The sequence below is a fragment of the Vibrio viridaestus genome (assembly GCF_003856525.1).
GTDB lineage: Bacteria > Pseudomonadota > Gammaproteobacteria > Enterobacterales > Vibrionaceae > Vibrio > Vibrio viridaestus.
In genome coordinates this window covers 370,962-396,535 of record NZ_RJVQ01000001.1, presented here as the reverse complement: position 1 = coordinate 396,535, position 25,574 = coordinate 370,962, and the positions used below count along the sequence as shown (strand labels likewise).

Annotated in this window: 23 protein-coding genes; 16 read left to right on the top strand and 7 right to left on the bottom strand. The window is 40.8% G+C overall.

Annotated elements, in window-relative coordinates; genetic code table 11:
* Window positions 1–36: 36 nt before the first annotated feature.
* Both EES38_RS01860 and gcvT read left to right on the top strand, forming a co-directional pair.
* Entirely contained in the window at window positions 37–660 is a 624-nt protein-coding gene (locus tag EES38_RS01860; RefSeq protein ID WP_124935463.1) for a helix-turn-helix domain-containing protein, read from the top strand.
* Between the two features lie 201 nt (window positions 661–861).
* Window positions 862–1,995, top strand: coding sequence for a glycine cleavage system aminomethyltransferase GcvT (gcvT, locus tag EES38_RS01855; protein ID WP_124935462.1), 1,134 nt, complete (start codon window positions 862–864; stop codon window positions 1,993–1,995).
* Here gcvT and EES38_RS22090 read toward each other — a convergent pair.
* The 3 genes from EES38_RS22090 to EES38_RS01840 form a co-directional block, all read right to left on the bottom strand.
* Window positions 1,992–2,741, bottom strand: a complete 750-nt coding sequence (locus tag EES38_RS22090) for a GGDEF domain-containing protein (protein ID WP_166434189.1) — start codon at window positions 2,739–2,741, stop codon at window positions 1,992–1,994. The two genes, gcvT and EES38_RS22090, sit on opposite strands and share 4 nt — an antisense overlap.
* A gap of 582 nt (window positions 2,742–3,323) precedes the next feature.
* On the bottom strand, window positions 3,324–5,075 hold the full coding sequence (locus EES38_RS01845; protein ID WP_243694129.1) for a GGDEF domain-containing phosphodiesterase: 1,752 nt from the start codon (window positions 5,073–5,075) through the stop codon (window positions 3,324–3,326).
* Between the two features lie 224 nt (window positions 5,076–5,299).
* Window positions 5,300–5,776 (bottom strand): CreA family protein, encoded by a 477-nt coding sequence (locus EES38_RS01840; RefSeq protein WP_124935460.1) that lies wholly within the window; start codon window positions 5,774–5,776, stop codon window positions 5,300–5,302.
* Between the two features lie 167 nt (window positions 5,777–5,943).
* Between EES38_RS01840 and EES38_RS01835 the strand changes: the two genes are divergently transcribed.
* The 7 genes from EES38_RS01835 (at window position 5,944) to cutA (ending at window position 12,078) form a co-directional block, all read left to right on the top strand.
* Window positions 5,944–6,468 (top strand): hypothetical protein, encoded by a 525-nt coding sequence (locus EES38_RS01835; protein WP_124935459.1) that lies wholly within the window; start codon window positions 5,944–5,946, stop codon window positions 6,466–6,468.
* Between the two features lie 132 nt (window positions 6,469–6,600).
* A complete protein-coding gene (locus EES38_RS01830) occupies window positions 6,601–7,512 on the top strand; it encodes a siderophore ABC transporter substrate-binding protein (RefSeq protein ID WP_124935458.1) in 912 nt (303 codons plus the stop codon).
* A gap of 19 nt (window positions 7,513–7,531) precedes the next feature.
* Window positions 7,532–8,470 carry an ABC transporter permease gene (locus EES38_RS01825; protein ID WP_124935457.1) on the top strand — a complete coding sequence of 313 codons (939 nt, stop codon included), beginning with the start codon at window positions 7,532–7,534 and terminating at the stop codon, window positions 8,468–8,470.
* Window positions 8,460–9,410, top strand: a complete 951-nt coding sequence (vctG, locus tag EES38_RS01820) for an iron chelate uptake ABC transporter permease subunit VctG (RefSeq protein ID WP_124935456.1) — start codon at window positions 8,460–8,462, stop codon at window positions 9,408–9,410. The genes EES38_RS01825 and vctG overlap by 11 nt, the downstream gene beginning before the upstream one ends.
* A 2-nt stretch (window positions 9,411–9,412) precedes the next feature.
* On the top strand, window positions 9,413–10,174 hold the full coding sequence (gene vctC, locus EES38_RS01815) for an iron chelate ABC transporter ATP-binding protein VctC (protein ID WP_124935455.1): 762 nt from the start codon (window positions 9,413–9,415) through the stop codon (window positions 10,172–10,174).
* 296 nt (window positions 10,175–10,470) lie between these two features.
* Window positions 10,471–11,664: an acetate/propionate family kinase gene (locus EES38_RS01810; RefSeq protein WP_124935454.1), complete on the top strand. Its 1,194-nt coding sequence runs from the start codon at window positions 10,471–10,473 to the stop codon at window positions 11,662–11,664.
* A 90-nt stretch (window positions 11,665–11,754) separates the two neighbouring features.
* Window positions 11,755–12,078: a divalent-cation tolerance protein CutA gene (gene cutA, locus EES38_RS01805; RefSeq protein WP_124935453.1), complete on the top strand. Its 324-nt coding sequence runs from the start codon at window positions 11,755–11,757 to the stop codon at window positions 12,076–12,078.
* 63 nt (window positions 12,079–12,141) lie between these two features.
* On the opposite strand, the gene EES38_RS01800 is transcribed toward cutA, so the two are convergent.
* Window positions 12,142–12,894, bottom strand: a complete 753-nt coding sequence (locus EES38_RS01800) for a BUD32 family EKC/KEOPS complex subunit (protein ID WP_124935452.1) — start codon at window positions 12,892–12,894, stop codon at window positions 12,142–12,144.
* 280 nt (window positions 12,895–13,174) lie between these two features.
* Between EES38_RS01800 and EES38_RS01795 the strand changes: the two genes are divergently transcribed.
* Entirely contained in the window at window positions 13,175–13,798 is a 624-nt protein-coding gene (locus EES38_RS01795) for a DNA-J related domain-containing protein (protein WP_124935451.1), read from the top strand.
* Between the two features lie 35 nt (window positions 13,799–13,833).
* Here EES38_RS01795 and EES38_RS01790 read toward each other — a convergent pair whose 3' ends face one another.
* The 3 genes from EES38_RS01790 to EES38_RS01780 form a co-directional block, all read right to left on the bottom strand.
* Window positions 13,834–15,612 carry a putative bifunctional diguanylate cyclase/phosphodiesterase gene (locus tag EES38_RS01790; RefSeq protein ID WP_124935450.1) on the bottom strand — a complete coding sequence of 593 codons (1,779 nt, stop codon included), beginning with the start codon at window positions 15,610–15,612 and terminating at the stop codon, window positions 13,834–13,836.
* A 208-nt stretch (window positions 15,613–15,820) separates the two neighbouring features.
* Window positions 15,821–16,972, bottom strand: coding sequence for an enoyl-[acyl-carrier-protein] reductase FabV (fabV, locus tag EES38_RS01785; protein ID WP_124935449.1), 1,152 nt, complete (start codon window positions 16,970–16,972; stop codon window positions 15,821–15,823).
* Window positions 16,973–17,076: 104 nt separating this feature from the next.
* The gene (locus EES38_RS01780) at window positions 17,077–17,682 is read right to left on the bottom strand and encodes an SGNH/GDSL hydrolase family protein (protein ID WP_124935833.1); all 606 of its coding nucleotides are present in this window, start codon (window positions 17,680–17,682) and stop codon (window positions 17,077–17,079) included.
* Here EES38_RS01780 and EES38_RS01775 point away from each other — a divergent pair.
* The 6 genes from EES38_RS01775 (at window position 17,681) to EES38_RS01750 (ending at window position 25,571) form a co-directional block, all read left to right on the top strand.
* On the top strand, window positions 17,681–18,364 hold the full coding sequence (locus EES38_RS01775) for an ABC transporter ATP-binding protein (protein ID WP_124935448.1): 684 nt from the start codon (window positions 17,681–17,683) through the stop codon (window positions 18,362–18,364). The genes EES38_RS01780 and EES38_RS01775 overlap by 2 nt on opposite strands.
* Window positions 18,354–20,786, top strand: coding sequence for an ABC transporter permease (locus tag EES38_RS01770; protein WP_124935447.1), 2,433 nt, complete (start codon window positions 18,354–18,356; stop codon window positions 20,784–20,786). Before EES38_RS01775 ends, EES38_RS01770 begins: the two co-directional genes overlap by 11 nt.
* 322 nt (window positions 20,787–21,108) lie before the next feature.
* Window positions 21,109–22,536, top strand: coding sequence for an FAD-dependent oxidoreductase (locus EES38_RS01765; protein ID WP_124935446.1), 1,428 nt, complete (start codon window positions 21,109–21,111; stop codon window positions 22,534–22,536).
* Between the two features lie 113 nt (window positions 22,537–22,649).
* The gene (galE, locus tag EES38_RS01760; RefSeq protein ID WP_124935445.1) at window positions 22,650–23,663 is read left to right on the top strand and encodes a UDP-glucose 4-epimerase GalE; all 1,014 of its coding nucleotides are present in this window, start codon (window positions 22,650–22,652) and stop codon (window positions 23,661–23,663) included.
* A 35-nt stretch (window positions 23,664–23,698) separates the two neighbouring features.
* Complete coding sequence (locus EES38_RS01755) at window positions 23,699–24,304, top strand: acyl carrier protein phosphodiesterase (RefSeq protein WP_124935444.1); 606 nt, start codon at window positions 23,699–23,701, stop codon at window positions 24,302–24,304.
* Window positions 24,305–24,317: 13 nt separating this feature from the next.
* A complete protein-coding gene (locus EES38_RS01750) occupies window positions 24,318–25,571 on the top strand; it encodes a DEAD/DEAH box helicase (protein ID WP_341824377.1) in 1,254 nt (417 codons plus the stop codon).
* Window positions 25,572–25,574: the final 3 nt, after the last annotated feature.

Here is a 25,574-nt window from a genome sequence, read left to right as displayed (position 1 = left end):
TCACCAGTAACATTACGAGTATAGGAAAAAAAACGCATGCGTGATGACATGTTGGACGATTACCCCTCTTTATTACTTGCTAAGGATTCAGCAGAGAAAAATATTGAGCCACTTAAGCTCGGTGAGCGTATTAAAGAGATACGAACTAACCTTGGATTGACTTTAGAAGAAGCTAGTCACAAAACCGGTTTGGCTCGTTCAACACTAAGTAAAATAGAGAATGAGCAAATTTCCCCTACGTTTCAGGCAATGCAGAAACTTGCAACTGGATTGCAGATAAATATGCCGCAACTGTTTGAGCCACCTAAGAAAATTGCCGCTTCAGGCCGTCGGGATCTTACGCGGTCTCAACAGGGTAAGCCTCATCCAACTCCCACTTATGAACATGAGTTGCTCGCGACACAACTGTCGAATAAAAAGATGATGCCTTTCAAAACCACCGTTAGAGCTCGTAGGTTCGAGGAATATAATGATTGGGTCAGGCATGACGGAGAAGAATTTCTTTTGGTGCTTTCTGGTGAAATTCTTCTTTACACTGAATTTTATGAACCGGTCAAAATGGCAGAAGGTGATAGCGTTTACTATGATGCAACCATGGGACATATGCTGGTTTCTGCCAGTGAAGAGGATGCTGTCATATTGTGGGTAACGGCGAAGTAGTTTCCTAAAGTAAACAAATATTAGTTTGAGCGCCTTAAATGGCGCTTTTTTGTACGTATATTATACGGTTACCTCTGTTTAATATGATAAAGCTCCGTCTATTTATGTTAATAGTTGGTTATTTTGTCTGTTTTGTTTATTATTGGAAACATAAGAAACGCGGTATCTACACTTATTTACGGACAAATTACGGAGAACACTATGGCTGAACCTATTGAACAGGGAGCTTTGTTATATACACCACTTTATGACCTTCATATTGATGCTGGTGCTAAGATGGTTCCTTTTGCTGGCTATAGTATGCCTGTTCAGTACAAGCTGGGCGTTAAGAAAGAGCATCTGCATACACGTAACGCAGCTGGTCTTTTTGACGTGTCTCATATGGGGCAGTTGCTTCTATCGGGAGACGGTGCCGCTGAGTTTCTTGAGACCTTAGTTCCCGTCGATATCATTGACCTTCCGGTCCATAAGCAAAAATACGCCTTGTTTACCAATGAGCAGGGCGGAATTCTGGACGATTTGATGGTCGCTAACTTGGGTGACAGCCTGTTTGTTGTCGTTAACGCAGCGTGCAAAGAACAAGATATCGCTCACCTAAAAGGTCAATTGCCTTCTGGAGTGAAACTGGAAGAGTTAAGCGATCGTGCATTACTTGCGTTGCAGGGACCTAAAGCAGCGGAGATCTTGAAAGAATTTAATCCTGACGTAGTAGATATGGTCTTTATGGATGTGAAGTGTATCGCTCTTGATGGTATCGAATGTATCGTCAGCCGAAGTGGTTATACCGGAGAAGATGGATATGAAATCTCTGTCCCAACCAGTCAAGCCAAAGACTTAGCCTCTAAATTGATTGAGCACAGTGAGGTCGAGTGGATTGGGCTTGGCGCTCGTGACTCATTAAGGCTTGAGTGTGGCCTTTGTTTGTACGGACATGATCTCGACCAAACAACAACGCCAGTAGAAGCGAGCCTGCTTTGGGCTATCAGCGCCGTTCGCCGCAAAGGTGGTGCACGAGAGGGTGGATTTCCGGGAGCCGATATCATTTTGCAGCAAATCGAAACTAAAGAAGTTAGCAGGAAACGTGTGGGTTTGATTGGCTCTACAAAAGCACCAGTACGTGAAGGCACCGAGCTATTTGATGATAAGGACCAGCTTATCGGCTTAGTCACCAGTGGTACAGCGGGACCGACTGCCGACAAGCCTGTATCCATGGCTTATATTAAGGCTGAATTTGCGACGTTAGGTACTGAGGTATTTGCCGATGTTCGTGGTAAAAAACTACCAATGACCGTGGAAAAAATGCCGTTTGTTCCACAGCGTTACTACCGCGGTTAGCAGACAATAATATTACGCCCACTCTGTTTGGCTTGATAGAGTTGGGCGTCAGCACATTTAATGACTTCCTCTATCGGACGATTGATACAACAAAGCCCACCGGAAATAGACACGGATGGTTTTTGTGGTAACTCTTGGACCATTTTTCTAATACGCTCAACTCGATGTATTGCCACTTCTCTTGAATCGACTTTCATGATCACCAGAAACTCTTCTCCACCAATCCTAAAGGCCATATCACCCATTTTCATTTGGCTCTTAAGTACATCTGCAACGCGTTTAATGACCTGATCACCGATATCATGTCCATACTTATCGTTCACTCGTTTGAAGTGATCAATATCGAAAATACAGAGATGATAGCGCTTATCACAAGCGAGTCGCCTACTAATTTCGCTGAGGTAGTGTCGGTTATGTAAGCCGGATAATTGGTCGGTATAGCTGAGTTTTTTCAGTGTATTTTTCTCTTTCAGAAGCTGTGATAAATAATAACCGCCACCAAGAAATAAAGACAAAAGAACAATGACGATATAGAAGTAGGGTGGAATAAGATCATCGTCATTAACTATCTTAATCAGATAAAAATGCTGTCCACCGATAAACTCGATGCGATGAACCAAAGCCGTTACGTTATTATCACTAACAGAAAAAGACGACTTTTGTGCCACTGTGATGGATTCCCAAAGTTTCGGATATTGACGTTTTAGGCTAATGCCAGAGAGCATTTCAGTTCTCTTATGGCTCATGACGTGACCTTCAAAATTTGCCAAAACAACGTCATTTTGTCGGAAGGACATTAACCTTTCTAAATTTAGAGTCATGCTTAGCGTAGACTGAACGCGCTGATCAATGCATTCTGGTTGAATTATCTTGATCTTATTTAAGTTAGGTATGTATAGGGTACTTACTGATAACGTAGACGGAGTTTCCTTGGAGCAGCTTTGATTTTGATGTATTACCTTGTTTCGTTGAATGCCTTCGATAAAACCAAAAAGATGTTCGGTACCGTTAAAAGAAGAGTGTACAGATAGATTTAGGCTGCATTGATACGGAGTTTGAACTATTAGGTACCGAAGTATATTAAAGCGTTCATTTAATACTGTAGCCGATAAGCTAAGATTGCTTTCCATTCCTCTCAGTTTGCTCGATTTTAAGAAACTAATAGGAGTATTAAACACAAAAATGATCAATAACGTTGCTATGAGGCACTTTAGTTCAATATTGGCTGAAGAACGAGAAACCGTCGTCGGGTGGGTTAGCATTATTCAATAAATAAAAACGAAGCATCTCAATATCTTACACTAGCGATATGACAGTGATATTAACGTTTATTTACGATTTTCCTGAAGTAACTTTGCTGTCTCTGTTGGGTTGTAATAGAAGGCACTAGCTATCGATAATGGCTTGGCAAACCAGTAACCTTGCAATAATCCAGCGCCCATATCGCAGAATTTGTTCATCATTTGGCTGTCTTCGATACCTTCAATGACGACACTGATATTTTTTGATTTACAGAGACCGACAAGAAACTCTAAATATTGGCTAGATGCCTCATCTGCGATGGCTTTCATCGCAAAAGTACGGTCAATCTTGATCTGATTAAACGCGAAATCAAAAAAGCTATTGACGGAGCTAAAGCCCGCGCCAAAGTCGTCAAGTGAGAGTGTGAAGCCCATGTTTTTGAGAAGCTTAAGCTGATCTCTGGCGTTTTTATTTTCATCGAGCAGGAAGGTTTCTGTCATTTCCAAGACTATATTCGCGGGCGACAAGCCAATCTGTGTGGCCATCTTACGAATGTTGTCTGGGAAGTTTTTATTGAGTAACTGCAGTACGGATACATTAATATTAATCGAAATATTACTGCCATTACTGTCGTTATACTGCTTGATAAAATGGCAGGCTTTCTCAAACACGATGTAGCCCAGTTCGACTATCAGTCCTTTTTGTTCCGCGACAGGAATAAATTCATCAGGAAAGATATGACCGAAAGAAGGTGACTTCCAACGAGCTAACGCTTCGAAGCTTTGAACGTTACCTGTTTGCGCACATATAATTGGATGGTACTTAACCGATAATTTTCTGTCTCTGAGAACGTTTTTTAATTCATTTTCGATATAGAAGAATCGGTCAATACGGCTTTGCGTATTTCCATGATACACCTCTATATGTGTCGATTTTGACTGAGCCGCATATAAGCAAGTTCTTGAAGCCAAGCTCACTATCTCATCACTATCCAGCTCTTGACCTGTATCAGGATAGATCCCAAAACTTAACTTATTGGCTAGCAAGTGTCCCTGCTCATACATCAATTCGCCATAGTCGGAGGACGTTTCAAAACAGGCTTTAACGATAGGAGCAATAGAGTCAGAGCGTTGCATCAGGACAGCGTAATCACTCATGTTGATTCGATATAAGGTTGGAGAGTAATCGGCGAACGAAAGTGTTGCTATTTTGAGGTTATTGACAATATCTGTCACCAAGCCACTGCTCAGCTCATCGGGCATCGATTGTAAGTTACCAATTTTAATATAAACAATATTAAACGTTTCTTTCTGACTCTTGAGAGCATCGATGTCCAAGAATAGCTTTCTTAGATTAAACAAACCTGAAAAGGAATCGTAAAATGCGGTGTTGTTTAAAAATGATTCGATCTTTTTCTTGTCTGAAATATCACGGTGATGACCGACGATGTACTTTTCACCATTTTCAAGCAGACAAACGGCGTTGCGTTCAATCCAAACGTATTCACCACTGGTGTCTAACATCCGGTAATGGCTGGAAAGACGCTGACCTTCTTCTAGAAGCCCTATATCAATTTTCAGCTTAACGAGATCGGCATCTTCTTCATGGACGCGATGGTACCATTCGCTTAGATGAATATGTTGTGAATTTATTCCGAACTGCTTATAAAATTCTTGGTTGTATAAAGTAACACTGCCTTTAGAATCGATATGAAAGAAGCCTTCCTGGCATGCATCAAACACATTAAGTAGGCGAGATTTATGCGTCATTGGCTTACCACTGTTCTCGCTATCGTTTGAATCAACGATCTTTAGATGTCTCGCGTTAGGTTGAATCATACTGTCTTATCGTTAATTAGCCTTTATTCTCTTCAAAGTCCTTTTTGAAGATCCCGTTTGATCAATATCGGTTACTCGTCGAAAACCTTACAGGGTAACTTTATACAGAATGAATAAAATTGATGATTTAATCAATAGCTAATCTCGCTAACTGAGCATTATTTTACCAAAAAAACATTACTCTCATCTAAAATTCACAAAACTCAATCGATTACATGAATATGTTACTGTTCAGGCGCTGCATCATTATTTACGTACGCTGCAGTTCCCCACAGCGGAACGGTAGAAAGGCTATGTTTAAAACTGCCCGATGTTTCTTTCGTTGAGTAGGCGACATACATTAACGTTTGAGTTTTGGCATCGAATATACGACGAATTTTCATGGATTTGAAAAAGACGCTTTTTGACTTTTTAAATACCACTTCACCAGAGCTAGATTTATCAATATTCTTTATCATTTCAGCCGTTATCTCACCCGTTTGACGACAAGCGATTGATGAGTCAGAAGGATCAGCTAAGCTAAGATTATCTTCTATGCTTGCAATATGGCATGTTACGCCAGTAACGATAGGATCGGTCAAAAGATCGATTTTAATATCCTGAGTTGTAAATACGCCAAGGCTTACATCGCCGACTTCATTCTTATCACAAGCGGTTAAAGCGGTTGCAAGTGCAGCAACTAAAGCTAACTTTTTAAGCATAATTGTCTCCGTCTGAGCTTAAATTTATACCAGCATAATACTATAAATTTATTACGCTTTTCAGTGAATTGCTTCCTGTCTTAAATATAGGGTGTTCTTTGCTCACAACTTGTAACCCTTGTTCGAGCGGTATATCCTTACGCCGTTATTCATCTTACGAGAACTCCATGACAACCGAAGCCACTGATATTGTTACAGCAAAGAACGAATGGCTACGCAGCCATATCACAGTTGAATACCCAACAAAAGAAAGTGTTGAAGGGTTTCAGATTCAGCTAACACACAGTGAGTTATGTGATGTTATCGAGTATTCTCCGATAACGATGAATGATACGGTCTTATTTGATGTATTCCCTGTAAACTTCCATCGTTTAACGGTCTATTTTGCTGTGCTGCAAAGCAAAATGTATCCGCTCACCACAGATCAAGAAAAAGTCATTGAGTTTTTTACGCAGATTATTTACTCAGAACCATGTTCAATGTACTTAGGATTTAGGAATAGTCAGCCTGTGTTTGCTGCAATGGTAACTGTCCAGGAAGACTCAATACTCGTTTCGAACCTTGTATGTGTTGATCCTTCAGTTTCACAAGAATCGGCTGCAAGTTATCTTTTGTCACAATTATCTGAATATAAATCAAACGATTATAAGATATTTTTAGAAAGTAACCCGAGTTTTTATATTCAACTGTAAATTCTTGTAAAGACCCCTGTTTTTTTGCCAATTCCCATAAACGTGAGTTGCTGAACTATGCGACTAACGGTATATTAGCTCGAAAGCGAAATGATAATGAATATCATAAAGATTAATTTATGGGGATTTGGTATGAAATTTAAACTTGGTGTGCTTCTTGTCGCAATGGCAGTTTCTGGCTCGGCTTTCGCTGAAACAGTGACGATTCACCATGAATTAGGGGATACAAAAATAGATCATGTCCCTCAACGAGTTGCTGTTCTTGGAATTGGACCTCTTGATGCATTAGATAGTTTTGGTATTAATCCAGTTGCTGTCACTAAATTTCCCACTACACCTGATTACCTAAAAAAATATGAGTCAGATAAATACCCTTCAGCAGGCTCCTTATTTGAGCCTGATTTCGAGAGTATTTACAATCAAAAACCAGACTTGATTATTATCGGCCCACGTAATGCGAAAAGTTACGATGAACTATCAAAAATAGCGCCAACTGTTGTTTATTCAAATGATGCTGATGAAAGTTACTGGACCAGTACTCAGGAGCAATGGCGGAATATAGGTAAAATCTTCCATATTGAAGATAAAGTAGAAGCCAAGATCGACAAAGTAGACAGTGAATTCAAACAGATTCGCGCTTATAACGAAAAGCACTCGACGCCAGCAATGACAGTAATGTCTGTGGGTGGAAAAATATCATCGTTTGGTGAAAAGTCTCGTTTTTCATCAATCTATGATGACTTTGGTTTCAAAGAACTTTATCACAGCAAACAGGCTGGCCCTCACGGCAACCTGATTTCGTTTGAATTTATCCAAGAAAAGAATCCAGAAGTTTTGTTCATTGTGGATAAGGATAAACTGGTTAATAAAGGTAAGAGCCATACCAAAGACGACTTTAATAATGCTTTGGTTCAATCGACTAACGCCTATAAAGACAACCATATGATTTATCTTGATGTAAACGCTTGGTACGTTTCTATTGCTGGTGTTCATTCCACAGAGCAAATGATCCAAGACGTGAAGAAAGTTGTCCACATAAACTAGTTTTTTCTGAGTCGTTCTTTTGAAAATTTTAACTTTTATCCTCGTTACGTTAGGTCTGATCTCGCTCTTTGTCGGGGTCGGACCGATGTCCGTTTTTACTCTCTACTCGGGTGATCCTCAAGCCTGGAATCTTTTAGTTGCGAGTCGATTGCCCAGATTGATCTCTATTCTTATGGCTGGAGCAGGCTTGAGTATTGCTGGTTTGATAATGCAGCAAATCAGTCAAAATCGCTTTGCCGCTCCTTCTACGTCAGGGACGATAGAGAGTGCCATGTTTGGTTATGTGCTAAGTCTGATCTTTTTTGGGTCAGGACACTCCATTTGGCTTATCTTTGTTACCTCTATTACTGGAACTCTGATGTTTGTTTTTTTCATTCAGAATATTCAGTTTAAAAACGCAATTTTTGTGCCTTTAGTGGGTATTATTTTTGGTAATATCGTCCAGTCGATGGCATTTTTCCTCGCTTATCGCTTTGATGTAGTACAGAACTTGCAGAGCTGGACGGTGGCCAACTTTTCTACCATTCTAGAAGGTAATTACGAGTTACTGTACATCGCGATACCGATTGTTATCTTCAGCTATCTGTACGCGACCCGAATCTCTGCCGCAGGTATGGGTAAGGATTTTGCTGTTAATTTAGGCCTAAATTACAATCAAGTCGTTATTATTGGTGTGGTTTTGGTTTCAATTATGACCGCTACCGTCGTTATGATCGTTGGTCAGCTGCCTTTCTTAGGTTTAATTGTGCCCAACTTGATTTCTTTTTTTTGCGGCGACAATCTACGGAAAAATATCCCGATTACAGCTATCTCTGGAGCGTTACTGGTGCTGTGCTGCGATCTCGTTGGACGCTTAATAATCTTCCCGTATGAAATGCCTATCTCTTTTATAATCAATATTCTAGGCGGAGTGCTATTCGTTCTATTTGTCATTAAGGGACGTTTGCATGAACGATAAATCTAAGATCATCTTATTGGTCGTTATTTCCATTGTGGTAATGTCACTGTTTATTGGTGTTGGGTTAACCGCTGATAACTACGAATATTTCTTATCAAGACGCGTTCCCAAAGTACTGGCGATTATTATTGCAGGTATTGCACTTGCTCAGTCGTCCTTAGCGTTTCAAACCATTACGCATAATCGCATTCTGACACCGAGTGTTATGGGATTCGATTTCCTCTACCAATTTATCCAGATTTTTATTGTTATGGTATTTGGTGGATTAAGCAGTTTTGTCGTGAATGTGTATTGGAACTTCACGCTATCTTCTGTCGTTATGCTTGGGTTCTCCTTCTTGTTATTTACCTTTTACTTCAGGAAAGGCAAAGGGAATCTCATTACGTTACTACTGCTTGGTGTTGTGATAGGGCAGGTATTCAACAATATGGCGAATTTTATGGTTATGCTGATGGATCCTAATGACTTTGCTTCAGCTCAGGCAAACCTTTTTGCGAGCTTTAATAATGCGAACGTCAGTCTTGTATATACCGTGACACCATTGCTTTTACTGGTTTCATTTGTCCTTTATCTGATGCATCGAACTCTCGATGTCTTTTGGCTCGACCATGATAATGCGACAAGTTTGGGCGTGGACGTAGCTAAAGTGACTCGCAATACACTTTTGTTGAGTGCGATTCTGATATCGATTTCAACGGCGCTTGTTGGCCCGATTCTATTTTTCGGTATTCTGGTCACGAATTTAACCCGTGAGTGGTTCAGAACTTATCGACATAGCGTCCTGCTTACGGGGTGTTCTGCGATGGCTGTTTGTGCACTACTGAGTGGACAATGGGTGATTGAGAAGTTCCTTAATTTCGAAACGACACTGAGTGTTGTAATTAACTTTATTGGTGGAATTTATTTCTTAACTCTACTCGTAAGAAATAAAGTGGTGTAAAGATGATCAAAGTATCCAATTTAACGAAGCTATTTGGTACACAAACTGTTGTTGATAATGCGTCAACTCACTTTGAGAAAGGCAAAGTAACATCGATTATTGGCCCGAATGGCGCAGGTAAAAGTACTTTATTGTCTATGGCTTGTCGATTACTCAATCGCGACCAGGGAGAAGTCTGGATTGATGGTAAGGAGCTGGTCGAATGGGATACCAAAGCGTTAGCGAAAAAGTTGTCAGTATTGAGGCAAGCTAATTCGCTATCGATGCGTTTCACAGTAAGAGAATTAGTATCATTTGGCCGATTTCCTTACTCAAAAGGGAAGCTTACGGCCGATGACGATATCATGATTCAACGCTCACTCGAATATCTTAATATCCTTGAGATCCAAGATAAGTATCTTGATCAATTGAGTGGTGGTCAAAGGCAACTGGCGTTTATTGCGATGGTTATTGCCCAGGATACGGATTATATCTTTTTAGATGAGCCGTTGAATAACTTGGATATAAAGCACTCACTGCAAATAATGGAAACGGTAAAAAGGTTGGCTCATGAGCTTGGTAAAGCTGTAGTTGTAGTGATTCATGATATTAACTTCGCATCTTGCTATTCGGATTACATCGTCGCTTTGAAAAAGGGAAAGCTTGCTATCGCAGGTAGCGTTGAGGAAGTGGTAGATTCTGCTGTTCTGAGTGATATCTATGAAACCCCATTTAATGTGATTGAACTGGATGGGAATCGGATGTGTCTTTACTACACTAAATAGCCCTTACTTAAACCATCATAACTGTTCATGTGGAAGCTTATTCTGCATGGACAGAATTTGACCACCATCATCAACTGCGAATACGCCATTCTTGCCATTATTCAACTTTTGTTGAGAATCAAGCCTTATTTCCTACCAAAATTGTTGAACCAACTAAACTTTTGTTCAAGATCAATAAAAAATGTTGAATAGCACGCAAAATACTAAAACAAAGTTGAAAAGTTAAAAAATTATTGAATAATGGATTCAAGGACGATTATTAGTCATAAATCTAAACAAGAACAGGATGCCATCCCATGTCAAACAGTTACGTCTTAGTAATCAATTCAGGGAGTTCTTCCCTTAAATTCGCCGTGATCGATTCGGTGACCGGCGCTGCAATTGTCAGTGGCTTGGGTGAGTGCTTTGGATTACCTGAAGCAGTAATCAGTTGGAAATATCAAGGTGAAAAAACAGAAGAGTCGATCGCTGCACCCGATAACCATCATCAGCATGCTGTAGACAGAATTGTTACACTCGTAGATTCTCTGGGACTCACTAACGATGTTATCGCTGTAGGGCATCGTATCGTTCATGGTGGAGAAAAGTTCACTTCCACTGCCAGAATAGATGAAAAAGTGGTTGATGAGATCGAACAACTTGCCGATTTGGCTCCACTGCATAATATCGCTCACGCGAAGGGTATAAGAGCGGCTATGAAGGCGTTCCCAGCGCTTCCGCAGTTTGCTGTATTCGATACGGCATTCCATCAAACAATGCCAAAGAAAGCCTATACAGGCGCAATCCCAACAGAGCTTTACGACAAATACGCTATTCGTCGTTATGGTTTCCACGGTACAAGTCATTTTTATGTTAGTCGTCAAGCTGCCGATGCTCTCAAAAAAGACATCAACGAAACGAACCTGATTACCGTCCATCTTGGAAACGGTGCTTCTGTGTGTGCAATTAAAGATGGAAAGAGTGTCGACACTTCGATGGGTTTCACTCCTCAAGCTGGATTAATGATGGGAACACGCTCTGGTGATATCGACCCTGGTATTATCGAATTTCTTCTTAAGAAAGGGTGGTCACAAGAGCTAGTTTTTGAAACCTTGTATAAAAAATCCGGTTTCCTTGGTGTTTCCGGAATCACATCTGATGCACGCGGTGTTTTACAGGCCATGGAAGAGGGTAATGAGAGTGCTAAGTTGGCTTTCGAAGTCTTTACCTATCGTGTCGCGAAATATATCGGTGGTTACTTGATGGCTGTAGGCAATCTGGATGCTGTCGTGTTTACGGGTGGTATTGGTGAAAATTCACTACCGATTCGCCGCGAGATTCTAAATTATCTGTCTGCTGTGGGGTTCGTTGAAGACCGAGAAGCAAACGAAGCCGCATGCTTGGGTAAATCAGGTACTATCGCAAAATCGGATATGCTCAATGCTGTCGCGATGGTGATACCAACTAACGAAGAATTGGTCATTGCTAGAGAATGTGTAGAGCGTTTATAATCTAACAAGTTTTGAGAAGCTAATGAAATACCGCTAACCGATAGGAGGCGGTATTTTTATGTCTGAAATATAGATTATAGGTTGATATAGATGTCTTCAGATAAATATATTGTAGTTATGACTACGACGGATCAGAAAGTTGTCAGCGATAGAATCATTGAAGAGCTACTCTCTGAAAAATTGGCAGCTTGTGTTCAAGTTGAACCTATTGTAAGCCACTATTTCTGGGATGGTAAGGTATGTGAAAGCAAAGAGTTTCGTTTGATTATCAAGTCACAGGAATCGCTTTATCAGCAGATAGAAGCCAAGATAAACGAACTGCATAATTACGAAGTACCCGAAATTTTAAGTATCGATGTGAGCAACGGTTTCACTCCTTATTTGAATTGGATAAAGGAAGTGACTCTGAATTAATGAGCTCAGTAGATAGAAAATAAAAAAGGAAGCATAGGCTTCCTTTTATTATGTCTTTCAAGTTTATTCAAAGTTATCGAGCAATTTAATCGTGGAGAGAATCTGTTGACTCAGCTTATTCTTCTTCTTGAACAATAATACTGTTCTCGCCAGAAAGGAAAAGTGTTTAAGAAATCGATTTATTTTCAATAATTCTGACCAAACATTCTCAGAAACATTTTCTTTCCAGATGAGTAACGCTTCAGATTTCTGCTCAGAAGTTATGTGTTGCAAGCGGCACAAATCCATAAGCAACATGTACATATCACGCGCCATTTGTTGTGATGTTGCATTGAGAATCGACTCTTCGAAATCCAGTAGGCTCAAATTGTTCTCATCATTAATGACAATATCGCGCAGTGCGGGTCTACCGTGCGCAACGTTGTTAGCATGAAGACGAGAGAACATAGTAAATAGTTCGTTTAGTTCAGTTTGACCGATACGAGATTGTTGTATCGTATTTAAGGGCTTACCTTCGTCAGACGTCACAAAAAAGCCAGGACCCTCATAAGCAATATGGGGAACGTTAACATTCATCTCGCTTAAATAGCGAAGAACCGCTTTTTCGTGCTCGAATCGTTCAAAACTGCTCATGACTGCTTTAGTTTCAAAAAATGAAAACATTTTTATTTTTGCTAGCTGTGCAGATACCTTCCGGACGAAATTATTTTTGTCTTCACCAGAGATCTTCAGCCAGTAAGTACTCTGGTCTTCATTAATTTTAATGACACCAGATGCATTACTTTCAATTATTTTGTTACAAGTATCAGCAAGCATAATATTCTTAAAGCAGGATGTATTTTGAGATTTTAAAAAAATCAAGAAGGCTAATCAATAAAATTGTGACAAAATAATGAAACTTCTGCGTTATCTAGATGAATTTTCGTTTTAATAAGGAGTATTTAGAGAATCGATTGGCAGTCTGGTTCATGTCATTTGCTTTTTTTACTTTGCAAATCTGTGAACTGGTAGGGGGTAAAGAACGTTCTGATTCGACATTTAGTTCAACTTGGTTTTCAATAGGTATTAGGACATCATTTTCTAATGGAACAGAAATATGCAGGATAATGCAATTGTTTATTCAGACACATCCTCCTTTGATAACCCGTTAATTTGGCCCATATTCGAAGTGCTCAAATCAACTAGAGATGCTTGGAAAGTCCATACATTATCTCAGCGTTTACACGAATTAGGTTATGTCTCTACATTGGATGAGATTCCGGAAAAAGATGTTTTTAAGCGTAACTTCCTAATTATGAATGGCTTGTATCAACTTCAGGAAATTTTAATTCCTGAATACTGGTTACAAGTGGAAGCCATGAATATCCAGCTATTTGGCTCAGTGCACAGCTCCAGAACGGATATCGATACACATGACCCATTGAGAGAATACTATTTGGAGTGGCAGAACTACGACGCAACTGAAGGTGAGGTGAAACGGCTACTCAACGAGTTCTGGAAACATTATCAACGCTATGTCGGTAGCTCGGGAGCTGAATTGAGCATTGACCGTAAGCGCGCCCTTGAGCTTTTTGAATTGGACAGTCAGGCAACTAGTGAAGAAATTCGTAAACGCTGGCGAAAGCTCGCCTTAAAATGGCATCCTGACCGATCTGGCGGGAATAGTGAAACTTTTCGAGTGCTATGCGAAGCATGGAATTTACTTCGAGTCAGCGACTGAAGCTAGAAGAGAATGAGAATGGGGCTATCTGCTTACTATTGATAGTCCAGTTCGATAAGCTGTTTACGCAACTGCTCCTCAAAAATATGGGCAGGCATTGGTTTTCCATATAAATATCCCTGTCCGTAGTCGCATCCTTCGTCGATGATAAACCTTTCCTGAGAAACAGTTTCAACTCCCTCAATAATTACCTGCAGATCAAGCTTCTTCGCCACCTGAATAATGGATTTAACGATGTCTTGATCTTGACGGTTATCTTCGATTGTTTGCATAAAACTTTTATCTATTTTGATGCAGTCGAAAGGAAATTTTTTCAAGTAGTTGAATGATGCGTACCCAGTACCAAAATCATCTAAAGATAACGTAATACCAAGCTTATGCAGAACGAGAAGGATCTCATTGGCGACTTCTTCATCAGTGATCAGGCCACTTTCGGTAACTTCAATCTCGAGACTGTGCGGAGAAAGGTTGTGTTCATGTAGCAGCTCTTCAACTTGTTGAACAAATCGTACATCTTTTAGTTGCTTAGCCGATACGTTAACCGCAACCTTGAAATTTGGAGCGTATTTTTTCCATGCTGCCGCTTTTTCAATGGCTGTTTTTAGGACAAAACTACCTACTTCAAAAATAAGACCATTTTTTTCAGCAAGCTTTACCAGTGTTTCACTTGATATCTCACCTAATAACGGGTGACGCCAGCGTAACAAAGCTTCAGCTGCCAGCCAGCGCTTTGTTATTGGATTAACTTTGGGTTGGAAATACAACATTAAGTCGCCATTTCTCACCGCTTTAAGTAAGTAGCTCTCTAGATGCTGAATCCGTGTTTGCGCTTCAGCTACGGAATTTGAATGTACGCTGTATTTTTGCCCTGTATCACGGCTATTGAGCATTGCTGAAGACGCTTGATTAATCAGTCCTGAGACGCTTGTGGTTCCGAGGCCAAAAGCTACACCAATATGAGTATGCAAGTGTACGGTTTGGTTATTTATGCTGAATATGGATTTACTGACAGCAGCCACGTCATCACAGAGATCTTCCACTTCTTCTCTAAGATTTTTAGAACGCAGTAAGAACACAATATCGGTCGCATTGGGTCGAGCTATTTCGATGCTGTCTTTTTTTAGCGTTGAGGATAGTTTTTCTGCAAAAGACTTGAGAACATTCTCCCATTCATACAAGTTAAATTGGCTTTGTAGGTTTTTTGCATTTTCAAAACCGACATAGATAATAGCGACGTGATTTGGTGAGATAGCAAGTGCTTCATCGAGTTCTCTTTCCAGAGCGAAGCGGTTAAGAAATCCTGTACCAAAATCATGATACTTGTGAAATCTCAGTTCTTTCTCAATGAGTTCGTGTTTGTTCTGCTCGAAAAGACGAAAGCTACTCAATATTTGCAATTCAATTTTTTTAGCAAACTCTTTTATCAATAGCTTCTCTTGTTCACCGAGTACAACACCTTGCGGTAAGGCCGCCGTTACCAGCCCAATAGGAAGCTCGTAGGAATGATCAACCAACATTTGACAATATATCTGAACTTGATTGGAATTATCTGGCAATAGACTGTCGTCAGCAGGTTTCAGCTCGACATATGACATAATCTCAGGCTTGTCTAACATCTGCATTATCTTCGCTGATGGAATGATATGTGTTTTCTGCTTGAGCTGTGGCTGTGAAAATTGATGTTGTTTCTGGTCGTAGAGCCAGATATTGAGTTGTACCTGCCGTAAAAAACCTTCGAATACTTTTACTGATCCTGCCCAGTCTTTTAGTAAGTCTGAGAATAAGCTTGATTTTTGAAGCCTGCTAATTGGCATATACAAACATATCCTATTGGAAAAGTAATTTTTTGCTAACGGGTGTATCTCAACGCGTTTACGTTACTTTTTATGTCGCGTTGTATTAGAGATATAACATCATAAAAATGAGATCATGGATAGAGGTAATGAAATGAATAATGTCTCAAATGTGAGATGGGTGGGTAACATAAATCCTACCCACCGACAGTGACAGTAATCTCAACGTTTAATCGTTTTGTTGAAATCCGTTGAGTTTTAAGAATCGAGATTTTATCGAGTGATATGATGGGCTTAAAATGAAATTATTCTCATTTAACAGCGCAAGTTTTTCACTGACTGCTTCCTGTATCATTGGATCCATTTCACGGTCGTCCAAACGGATAAGACGCTCACTATCAACAATAATATTATCGGGATCGGATAATTTATGCTCGAAAAGTCTCAGCATCTGATCTAGCGTATCTTCATTTTGATCGTTTGACTCAAGTGCTTCATCTAAGCATATCAGGTAAGGGAGTAATCCTGGAATAACAATACTGGCTCTTGTCACTAAGGCCTTACAAACAACTGCATAGGCAGCCCCCCCAAAGTTCGCCAGTTCCATATTTAAACTGTGACTCGTTTGGTGTAAATCGACCTTCGCATGTCCTAGCGTACCGTCGAGATAAATTGGATTAGTCAGTTCTGGTCCAATATAAGAGAATGCAACTGTTTGACACCCTTCTGCAATTGATTCTGAATTAATGAGACATTCAACCCAAGCAGCCCAATCTTCACCGCCCATAACTTTCTTTGTGGAGATGATTTCATCTTCGCTTGCTGGCGGTATCTCTACTGTGCTCATTGTGTCGGTCGCGATATCGATCATCTGAGTGTGTAAAACGTTTTGCATAGGTTTGATGACTGTATGCCAATACTCACTTCCATCCTGCTTACGTCGTTTATTACTCGCTATACTGTAAACAATAAGATCAACTTCGCCTTCGAAGTAAGTCTCAATTGCTTCGATAACATCTTCTTTAAGCTGTTTGGAAAAGACATCGCCCTGAATATTAACGGCGGTATGTCCATCTGATTCAGCAAAGTGCTTAAACCATTGATTATTATAGTAGCCAGCATTCGCTGTGTTGTGGGGGGTAGGCGTTGAGTCGAGCGACACTCCAATTGTGTCAGCATTGGCGCTACCAAATGTAAGAGCAATACGTGCAGATAAACCAATTCCACTCGAGCAGCCCAGAATCAGAACTTTGAGCTTTTTTTCGCTCTTGGTTTGTTGCTGATCTTTTACTCGCAGAATTTGATTTTCAACTTCTTTTTTACAGCCTAATGGTTCCGCGTGCTTAATGATATTATTGTGTATTAGAGGTTGTATAGGCATGTGGTTAGTCCCTATTTTAAATAACCTCGTTAACCTTATCTTAACTCATTATGTATTTTATTGAGCTAAACCATCAAATATACAGAATATGCATTTAATCGTATTTATTGAGACAAGATGGGCATGATATCCGCCGCGATTTTTTCAGCTATCCAAGGTTGAGCCTTTTCGTTTGGATGTAATCCATCTTCTTTCATCCAATCTTTCTTTTGCACCACTTGTTCCATAAAGAAAGGTATTAGAGGGATGTCAAACTGTTGGGACAGTTTCGGATATATCTGACGAAGGGTGTCACTATAACGTTTGCCGTAGTTCGGAGGGATTCTAATCTGCATTAAAATCGGTTGAGCTCCGAAGTCCTGAATTTGCGTAAGAATGTTGGTTAAATTATCTTGCGTGATATTCAGGGGGAAGCCTTGTAATCCGTCATTTGCCCCGAGTTCGACGAGTACATAGTCTGGATTATGCTTTGATAAAAGAGTTTTCACTCTTGGTAGTGCGGTTGCAGTCGTATCGCCAGAGACACTTCCGTTTACAATATTCACATTGTTTCCCTTTTGGAGTAGGGCATCATGAAGTAAAGAAGACCAGGCTTTTTCGATGGGCATTTGATAACCCGCACTTAAACTATCACCTAAAATTAATAGGGTTTTCGTCATCCCTTGAAAAGAAATCAACAGTAAGAAAACTAAGGAAAGTAAACGCATTATGAGTACTCCGGTTATTTCAGCTTCTAATATAACGAAAGTTATTCCGCAAAAACAACAGCAACTTATGATTCTCGAAGGTGTAAACATAGAGATATTCGCCGGCGAAACCGTCGCTATTGTAGGAAGCTCAGGTGCTGGGAAATCAACGCTAATGTCATTATTGGCTGGGTTGGACTCTCCATCATCTGGAACAATTTCTCTTCTTTCTCAACAGCTTGATGTACTTGATGACGAGCAAAAAGCTGACTTAAGAGGAAAGGAGTTGGGGTTCATTTTTCAGAGTTTCATGCTGATACCGACATTAAACGCAATTGAAAATGTAACACTACCTTACTTACTTCAAGGCAAACGCGAAGATAACCAACGTGCTTTAGAACTCCTGACATCGGTTGGGCTTCAACAACGAATTAATCATATGCCTTCTGAACTTTCCGGTGGGGAGCAGCAGAGAGTAGCGATAGCAAGAGCGTTTATGGGGCAGCCTAAAGTTCTGTTCGCTGATGAACCGACAGGCAATCTGGACCAATCGACTGCAAAGCACATCGTTGAATTATTGTTCGAACTAAATCGGCAGCATGGCACCACATTGGTGATCATTACACATGACCCATCACTTGCGGCGAAGTGTGATAGACAGTTTTCAATGCATTCAGGACACTTAGAGGAGGTCTATGATGAATAATCGCTCTCCTCTCAAATTTTATTATCAGTGGAGCTTGCGAGAGCTTCGGTCCAGTCAGTTATGGCCGATAGCTATAGCGATAGTTTTGATTGTCGCGAGTATTTTTTCAATGTCAGCAATCTCTGAACGAATGTCTCAAGCGATAGATAAACAGGGTAAAGATGCGTTGCTCGGAGATATCGTATTTGAATCTGCTAACCCGCCTCCATCGTTACTTCTTGATGCTCAGGTTGATGGTGTTGATGCCAAATCTCTGATGACTCGTTTTTCTACAATGATGTTTAGTGGCACGTCCATGAAATTAGTCATGGTTAAGGCGGTAGAAGAGAATTATCCCTTAAGAGGAAATCTGAAACTTGAACGTGATGGTAAGATACAAGATCACGTTGAACCTGGCACTGTATGGCTAGATAAGAGCTTAATGACAGAGCTTGGACTAAAAGTGGGGGATGACGTCGCGATAGGCGATCTTGAAAGTACAATTACGGGAGTGATCGCAGAAGAGCCCGGTATTAGCTTTAATCCATTTCGCCAGTTATCGACCGTCTACATTAGTCAGAAAGACTTATCCCAAACTGGTGCTATTCAGGTCGGAAGCCGAGTCGAATATAATGTTTTTATCAACGCATCATCCTCAGCTATCGACAACGTAAAGAAATTGGTAGAACTGCAGCCTGGAGATGAGTGGGAAGATACAGATAAAGAGAGCAGAGCATCGCAGATTTTTGATAAAACGCGCCAGTATGTATCTATGATTGTTGTCGTCATTGTTCTTATGGCGACAGCTACTTTGGTCGTCACGTCGCAATCTTATGTTAAATCTCGTTCAGGTATTATTCGTGCGCTCAGAAGTATGGGGGCGAATAAAGGTTGGATTAAGCGATGGTTGGTCGTTCAACTTGGAATGATGTTAGGTGCATCCATTGTTATTGGCTTACTGCTCGGTATCGCATTTGAACGTTTATTAAGAATACCTCTCGCTTCTTTGTTACCAGACCCATTACCCGTATTGACTTTCCAACCCTATCTGATAGCAATCGTAATGTGTATCTCGGTCTTAATTCCAGCTATGGGCCTACCAATCAGTCGATTGTGGAAAACGGGAATTCAGAGTGATCGTGGGCAAAAACCGATTTTATCTGTATTGGGCAGAGCGCATATTATCCTGTTGCCACTTGTCGTTATGCTTGTGTTATTCAATGGCAACATCATCGTCTGGCTTATGCTAGCGGGTGTGGTGGTGTTATTCGTTGTGTTAGGTGGAGTTTCGCTGGGTATCATTTCTTTCGCGAATAAATTAGTTGTGCATCCAGTCCTTAAACTGGCGTTAACCCGAATGAATCATACTAAGTTTTTGACCGGTTTACAGTTAGGGGCTTTATCTCTTTCACTCATGTTAATCAGCGTTGTTTGGATGGTAAAAACCGATCTCTTTTCGGATTGGCAGTCCGTATTACCAGATAACAGTCCGAATGTATTTGCATTCAATATTTCAACGGCACAGAAAGACAGTTATCACGACCAGATAAGCGAGTTTGCAACGGAAATATCGCCTATGTTTCCCATCGTTCGCGGTAGGATAACCGAAATAAATGGAGAGAATGCTGCACAACATGCTGGTGGAGAAGATAAGAGTAATGCCTTACGCCGTGAGCTTAATTTTACTTGGGCAAATTCTATACCCGATTACAACAAGGTTTTGTCTGGAGTTTGGACGAACAGTAACGGTGTTTCCGTTGAATCTGGGGTCGCTGAGGAGCTCAATATCAAAGTCGGTGATAAGCTAAGTTTCGTCGCGAACAGTATTACATTTTCGGCTGTGGTTAACTCGATTAGAGAAGTCGAGTGGCGATCAATGAAACCCAATTTCTTCTTTATCTTCACTCCTGATGTAATGAAAGAGATTAACTCATCCTGGTTAGTGAGTTACCGCTTAGACGATACGTTTGAAAACCAATTCAGTGATCTTTCACGTCACTTTCCAACGGTGAGTGTTATCGACTTAAGAGTCCTCACGGAGAAAATCCAAGGTTTACTTGGTCAAGTCGTATGGGCCATTTCTTTATTGTCTTTACTGGCGGTAATGGCTGGGTTATTGCTCATTGTGACAGTGCTGGCTTTGAGTATCTCTACCCGGCGTGATGAGGTAAAAGTATATCGTACGCTCGGATCAAGTCAGAAACGGATTCAATGGACATTATTCGCTGAGTTTGGTTTTATGGGAGCACTTGGTAGTATTGTTGCCTGTGCTGGTGCTGAGCTAATCGTAACGCTAGTAAATCAACATGTATTTGGCATTGAGTCTTCGCTTCACTGGGGGCTGTATATGACCCTTCCCATCATTACAGTTTTGGGTTTAATACTGATGATTTATAGAAGCAGCCATGTTTTGATAAAGCAATTCTATCAACAGACGAATTAATTGAACGTTGAGTAAAGTACGCTTTTATCCACAGAAGTAGTGGATAAAGTTTGGGATAACTTTAAAAGCATTGAAATGAAGATCAATTTCAAACCTAGAAGGCTCAATGGGTGTGATTAATTTTATACTTCAGAACAATGAATTTTTTGTTATCCCAAGATCTCTAGTCAAGAGAAATTTGAGAAATTTTTATGGTGTCGTTTTTAGAACTAAGAAAACGTTTTCCTTATAAAAAATGTGATTTAAAAGCGATTTTTATCTCGTTAGAATAAACCAACGTTATACAAAAATTTTGAATGTTAAAGAATTAGGTAGGAGCTCTATGGGCAGCAAACCGACAGTGGCAATTATTGGTGGAGGTGTGGCAGGTGCAACCGTTGCTGTTCACCTTGCTGAAATTGGCATCAACGTACATCTCATAGAACGTCAGGGCGAGTTAGTTAATGGTCCACCGATATGTCACCTCCATGCTGGGGGCAACCTGTACCGTGAGATTTCTGAGCAGCAATGTATTGAGTTATTGAAGCAGTCGATAGAGTCAATTCGGCTTTATCCACAAACGATCAACGTCAGACCGACCATTATCGCTGTACCCAAGATTGACTCCGGTAGTCCTGAAACCATTATTCAACGTTTAGATGTCATCAGAGACTCGTACGCAGAACTCGTACACGATGATCCTAAAAACAAGATTCTTGGAGAACCTGATAATTATTACACACTGTTTAGTCGTGAGGAGCTCGAACAACTTGCTCGTTTAGAACAACCAAGTTATCCACAGACGACGCAGGATTGGGTTATCCCATTTGCGAAAAGTACCGACTTATCCAAGCTACAGTTTCCTGTTATTTGCGTTCAGGAGTATGGTTGGAGTGTATTCCGTCTTGGTGCAAGTGCGGTTTTAGCGCTGCAAAATATGCCAAATGCTCATTTGCATCTCAATTCTGAGTTTACTCACTTAGAAAATGAAAATGATGGTTGGTCTATTGCCTATATGGAAAATAAGACCAAGCAAAAGACGTTACATGCTGACTACTTGATCAATGCATGCGGCTACGAAACAGGAAAAGTGGACGATAAGCTTCAGGCGAAGAGAAAGCGCTATGTCGAATTCAAAGCTGCTTATGTAGCCAATTGGGCGGCGAATCCATACCATTGGCCAGAAGTTATTTTTCATGGCGAGCGTGGAACGCCAAATGGGATGGCGCAGTTAACACCATATGCGGATGGCGTCTTCCAGTTACACGGAATGACAGAAGATATTACGTTATTTCAATCCGGTTTAGCCGAGAGTACTAGTGTGTCAGCACAACCTAAGCTTCCTCTCGAATTGGAAAGAAAACTGGTTTCTGGTTGGGATAGTCATGTTGCGAATGATCGTACGAGTAAGGCTATCCATTTCTTAGCCAACTATATCCCTGAATTTGATAAAGCGGTACCGGATGGGCAGCCATTGTTTGGGGCGCAGCAGATACCAGGGGATGATGCGACTCTGCGGGCTGCGGATGTGTCATTCGAAGGGGATAATTATGCTCGAGTGGAAATTGTTAAAGGTTCGTCAGCTTATGAAGCCGCGAGAAAAATTGTAAAGAGCTGGAGGTTAGCTGAGCCAGGTTTGTACCAGCAATCAATTGAAGTACTGCATCCGATTATTACAGGCTTAGAAGCGGCAGAAATAGAAGCTCTTGCCATCGAAATGGCACAAAAACGTGGGTATCCTATTGGGCTGGCGAAAGTCGTAGGAATGTAACCTGTCTTATATTTAAGAATTTATTCTGTGTGTTCGGAAGTGATGCCTTCGAATCTTTCAAGCTACGGAGCAGATGATAGACTGAAATAAAGTCGTCAGAGGGTTAAATAATAATGAATGTTTTAGTAACAGGTGGTATGGGGTATATCGGTAGTCATACGTGTATCCAGATGATAGCGTCGGGTATGACGCCAGTAATATTTGATAATCTGTACAACAGTAAAGAAGCTGTTCTGCAGCGTATCGAAGAGGTTTCTGGAACTCGCCCTGAATTTGTTCGCGGTGATGTCCGTGACAAAGCATTACTCGTTGAAACCATGAAGCGTTTTAGCATTAACGCGGTAATTCACTTCGCTGGACTAAAAGCGGTGGGTGAGTCCGTGGCTAAACCTCTTGAATACTATGACAACAATGTAAATGGAACATTAGTACTTGTAGATGCAATGCGTGAAGCTGGCGTTAAATCGATTATTTTTAGTTCCTCGGCAACTGTCTATGGTGACCCAGCTTCCGCACCAATTCTTGAGTCGTTTCCAACTGGAGCGACTAACCCATATGGGCGTAGTAAGCTAATGGTTGAGGAATGCCTGACCGATTTTCAAAAGGCGAATCCGGACTGGAGTATTGTACTGCTTCGTTACTTTAACCCTGTGGGGGCTCATCCGACAGGCAAGCTTGGAGAAGATCCTCAGGGAATACCAAACAATTTGATGCCTTTCGTATCACAGGTTGCTGTTGGCCGTCGTGAATTTTTATCCGTGTTTGGCAGTGATTACCCAACGAAAGACGGCACGGGAGTTCGTGACTACATTCATGTTGTTGATCTCGCTGATGGACATGTCGCCGCGTTACAGAAAATCGGAGATAAATCAGGTTTACATACGTATAACCTAGGTACTGGAAAGGGTTATAGTGTTCTTGATATGGTCAAGGCATTCGAAAAAGCTTGTGGTAAAGAAATCGCCTATAAGCTTGTGGAACGACGTCCAGGGGATATCGCTGAGTGCTGGGCTGATCCAAGTAAAGCTCGTGATGAATTAGGTTGGACAGCGAAAAAGACGCTCGAAGATATGACGAAAGATACTTGGCTATGGCAATCAACTAACCCTAACGGTTATCCAGAATAGAGTCAGAGTGGCCAGCAGTTTTGCTGGCTTTTTTTATGAATTATTTAGCTCATCTGCATATTGCGCAACATTGTAATAGCTCGCCATTAGGTAATCTGCTGGGTGATTTCGTTCGAGGTGACGTACAGAAAACGTCATTTAGTCAGAAGGTTATTAATGGGATCTACCTTCATCGATGGGTTGACCGATATACTGATGAAGGTCCCTTGATCAAAGAATTGAAATCACTGTTCCCTGAAGAGTGCCGTCGCTTTTGTCCGATAGCAATGGATGTATTTTGGGATCATCTTCTGGCTAAACATTGGTCATTGTTTAGTTGCGAGAGTCTTGCAGACTTTACGCGCGAAACACAAGCCGAAATGGCGAAAGAAGAGAAGCTAGAAATACCGACACTCCCGGATAGCTATACCCATGTATCGACAAAAATGTGGTCAGAACATTGGCTAGAGTCATACGTTCACTGGGATAATACTCAAAGAGCAATACGGAATATATCGAAGCGCCGTCCACGTTTCGAACCTTTGGCTCAATGCAATTCTATTCTTGAGAAGCATTACTATACGATTGAAAAGGCTTTTGAACCTTTTTACTTGAAGTTACTTGCTGATTCTTTATCTTATGCACGAATTCAAAACGAGTAGATAGGTGTTAGTTGTGGAAAAGTTTTCAATGTTAGGTTTGAGCTCAGAGCTTTGTGCTTGTATTCAAAGTCTTTCTTTTGATGAGCCAACGGATATTCAATATGAGGCGATTCCTAAAATTCTTGAGGGTAATGATTTAATAGCAGGAGCTCAAACAGGCTCCGGCAAAACACTAGCCTATCTGCTTCCCATTATTGAAAAGCTTATGACAGTTAAGTCACTGGATACTATTTACGGTAGTCCCAAAGCACTTATTATCACGCCTACCAGAGAACTGGCGCAGCAAGTTTATACAGCTTTTGAACCTTTTGGCGAGGCTTTGGGTCTTTCTGGGGCATGCTTCTATGGTGGAGCGAGTATTAATGAGCAAAAGAAAAAATTGCGCAGTAATATCGATGTAGTCATAGGTACCACTGGGCGATTGTTGGATTTAATCCATATTCGTAGCTTAAACGTTACAAACGTCCAGCTTTGGGTTCTTGATGAAGGCGATCGTATGCTTGATATGGGCTTCACTCCAGATATCCAGAGATTGAAAAAAAAGTTCTCCGTAAAGCCGCAAACATTGCTTTTTTCTGCAACCTACAATCCTCAGGTACTCAAGTTCAGTCAAACTTTGCTTTCACAGCCTAGTCGAGTTCAAGTTGATCTGGAAAATAGTACCGTCGAAAGTATTGAACAACGGTTATACGAACTAAATCAATCGCAAAAAATGAAGGCGCTATCATTTTTGATCGGGTCAGAAAATTGGCAGCAGGTCTTAGTCTTCGTGAAGATGAAAGGGATGACTGAAACACTGGCAAAAGAGTTAAAACTTGATGGTATTAGCGCAGCGACAATTCATGGAGATAAAAGTCAGGGGGCTCGTGAAAAGGCTCTTGCCGATTTTTCAACGGGTCGTACGAGAGTTCTGGTTGCTACTGATGTTGCTGCCAGAGGTATACATATTGATGATCTACAGGTTGTCGTCAATTTTGATATGCCATTCAAAGCTGAAGACTACGTTCATCGAGTTGGTCGTACAGGACGCCAGAATAAAGCGGGTTTAGCTGTGTCTTTTGTCACAACGAAAGAAAACTCAATGTTGCGTGACATTGAACAGCTGGTAGAACAGAGATTCACTCTTCAATGGTTAGCGGGTTTTGAGCCCAAAGAAGAGATTGTGGTTGATGAAAGTCCAAATGCTCCTAAGCGAAAAGGACGTAACCACGAGAAGCAAATGCTAAAGAAACGGCTCAAAATTCATGCTTCTCGTGGTAAAAAGTAGTCA

Bases quoted from the DNA above. Each gene is read 5' to 3' on its own strand.
- EES38_RS01860 (WP_124935463.1), top strand. From the start codon at position 37: ATGCGTGATGACATGTTGGACGATTACCCCTCTTTATTACTTGCTAAG.
- EES38_RS22090 (WP_166434189.1), bottom strand. From the start codon at position 2,741: ATGAGCCATAAGAGAACTGAAATGCTCTCTGGCATTAGCCTAAAACGT.
- EES38_RS01800 (WP_124935452.1), bottom strand. From the start codon at position 12,894: ATGCTTGCTGATACTTGTAACAAAATAATTGAAAGTAATGCATCTGGT.
- gcvT (WP_124935462.1), top strand. From the start codon at position 862: ATGGCTGAACCTATTGAACAGGGAGCTTTGTTATATACACCACTTTAT.
- EES38_RS01795 (WP_124935451.1), top strand. From the start codon at position 13,175: ATGCAGGATAATGCAATTGTTTATTCAGACACATCCTCCTTTGATAAC.
- fabV (WP_124935449.1), bottom strand. From the start codon at position 16,972: ATGCCTATACAACCTCTAATACACAATAATATCATTAAGCACGCGGAA.
- EES38_RS01775 (WP_124935448.1), top strand. From the start codon at position 17,681: ATGAGTACTCCGGTTATTTCAGCTTCTAATATAACGAAAGTTATTCCG.
- galE (WP_124935445.1), top strand. From the start codon at position 22,650: ATGAATGTTTTAGTAACAGGTGGTATGGGGTATATCGGTAGTCATACG.
- vctG (WP_124935456.1), top strand. From the start codon at position 8,460: ATGAACGATAAATCTAAGATCATCTTATTGGTCGTTATTTCCATTGTG.
- EES38_RS01840 (WP_124935460.1), bottom strand. From the start codon at position 5,776: ATGCTTAAAAAGTTAGCTTTAGTTGCTGCACTTGCAACCGCTTTAACC.
- EES38_RS01770 (WP_124935447.1), top strand. From the start codon at position 18,354: ATGATGAATAATCGCTCTCCTCTCAAATTTTATTATCAGTGGAGCTTG.
- EES38_RS01755 (WP_124935444.1), top strand. From the start codon at position 23,699: ATGAATTATTTAGCTCATCTGCATATTGCGCAACATTGTAATAGCTCG.
- cutA (WP_124935453.1), top strand. From the start codon at position 11,755: ATGTCTTCAGATAAATATATTGTAGTTATGACTACGACGGATCAGAAA.
- EES38_RS01835 (WP_124935459.1), top strand. From the start codon at position 5,944: ATGACAACCGAAGCCACTGATATTGTTACAGCAAAGAACGAATGGCTA.
- EES38_RS01845 (WP_243694129.1), bottom strand. From the start codon at position 5,075: ATGATTCAACCTAACGCGAGACATCTAAAGATCGTTGATTCAAACGAT.
- EES38_RS01790 (WP_124935450.1), bottom strand. From the start codon at position 15,612: ATGCCAATTAGCAGGCTTCAAAAATCAAGCTTATTCTCAGACTTACTA.
- EES38_RS01830 (WP_124935458.1), top strand. From the start codon at position 6,601: ATGAAATTTAAACTTGGTGTGCTTCTTGTCGCAATGGCAGTTTCTGGC.
- EES38_RS01765 (WP_124935446.1), top strand. From the start codon at position 21,109: ATGGGCAGCAAACCGACAGTGGCAATTATTGGTGGAGGTGTGGCAGGT.
- vctC (WP_124935455.1), top strand. From the start codon at position 9,413: ATGATCAAAGTATCCAATTTAACGAAGCTATTTGGTACACAAACTGTT.
- EES38_RS01810 (WP_124935454.1), top strand. From the start codon at position 10,471: ATGTCAAACAGTTACGTCTTAGTAATCAATTCAGGGAGTTCTTCCCTT.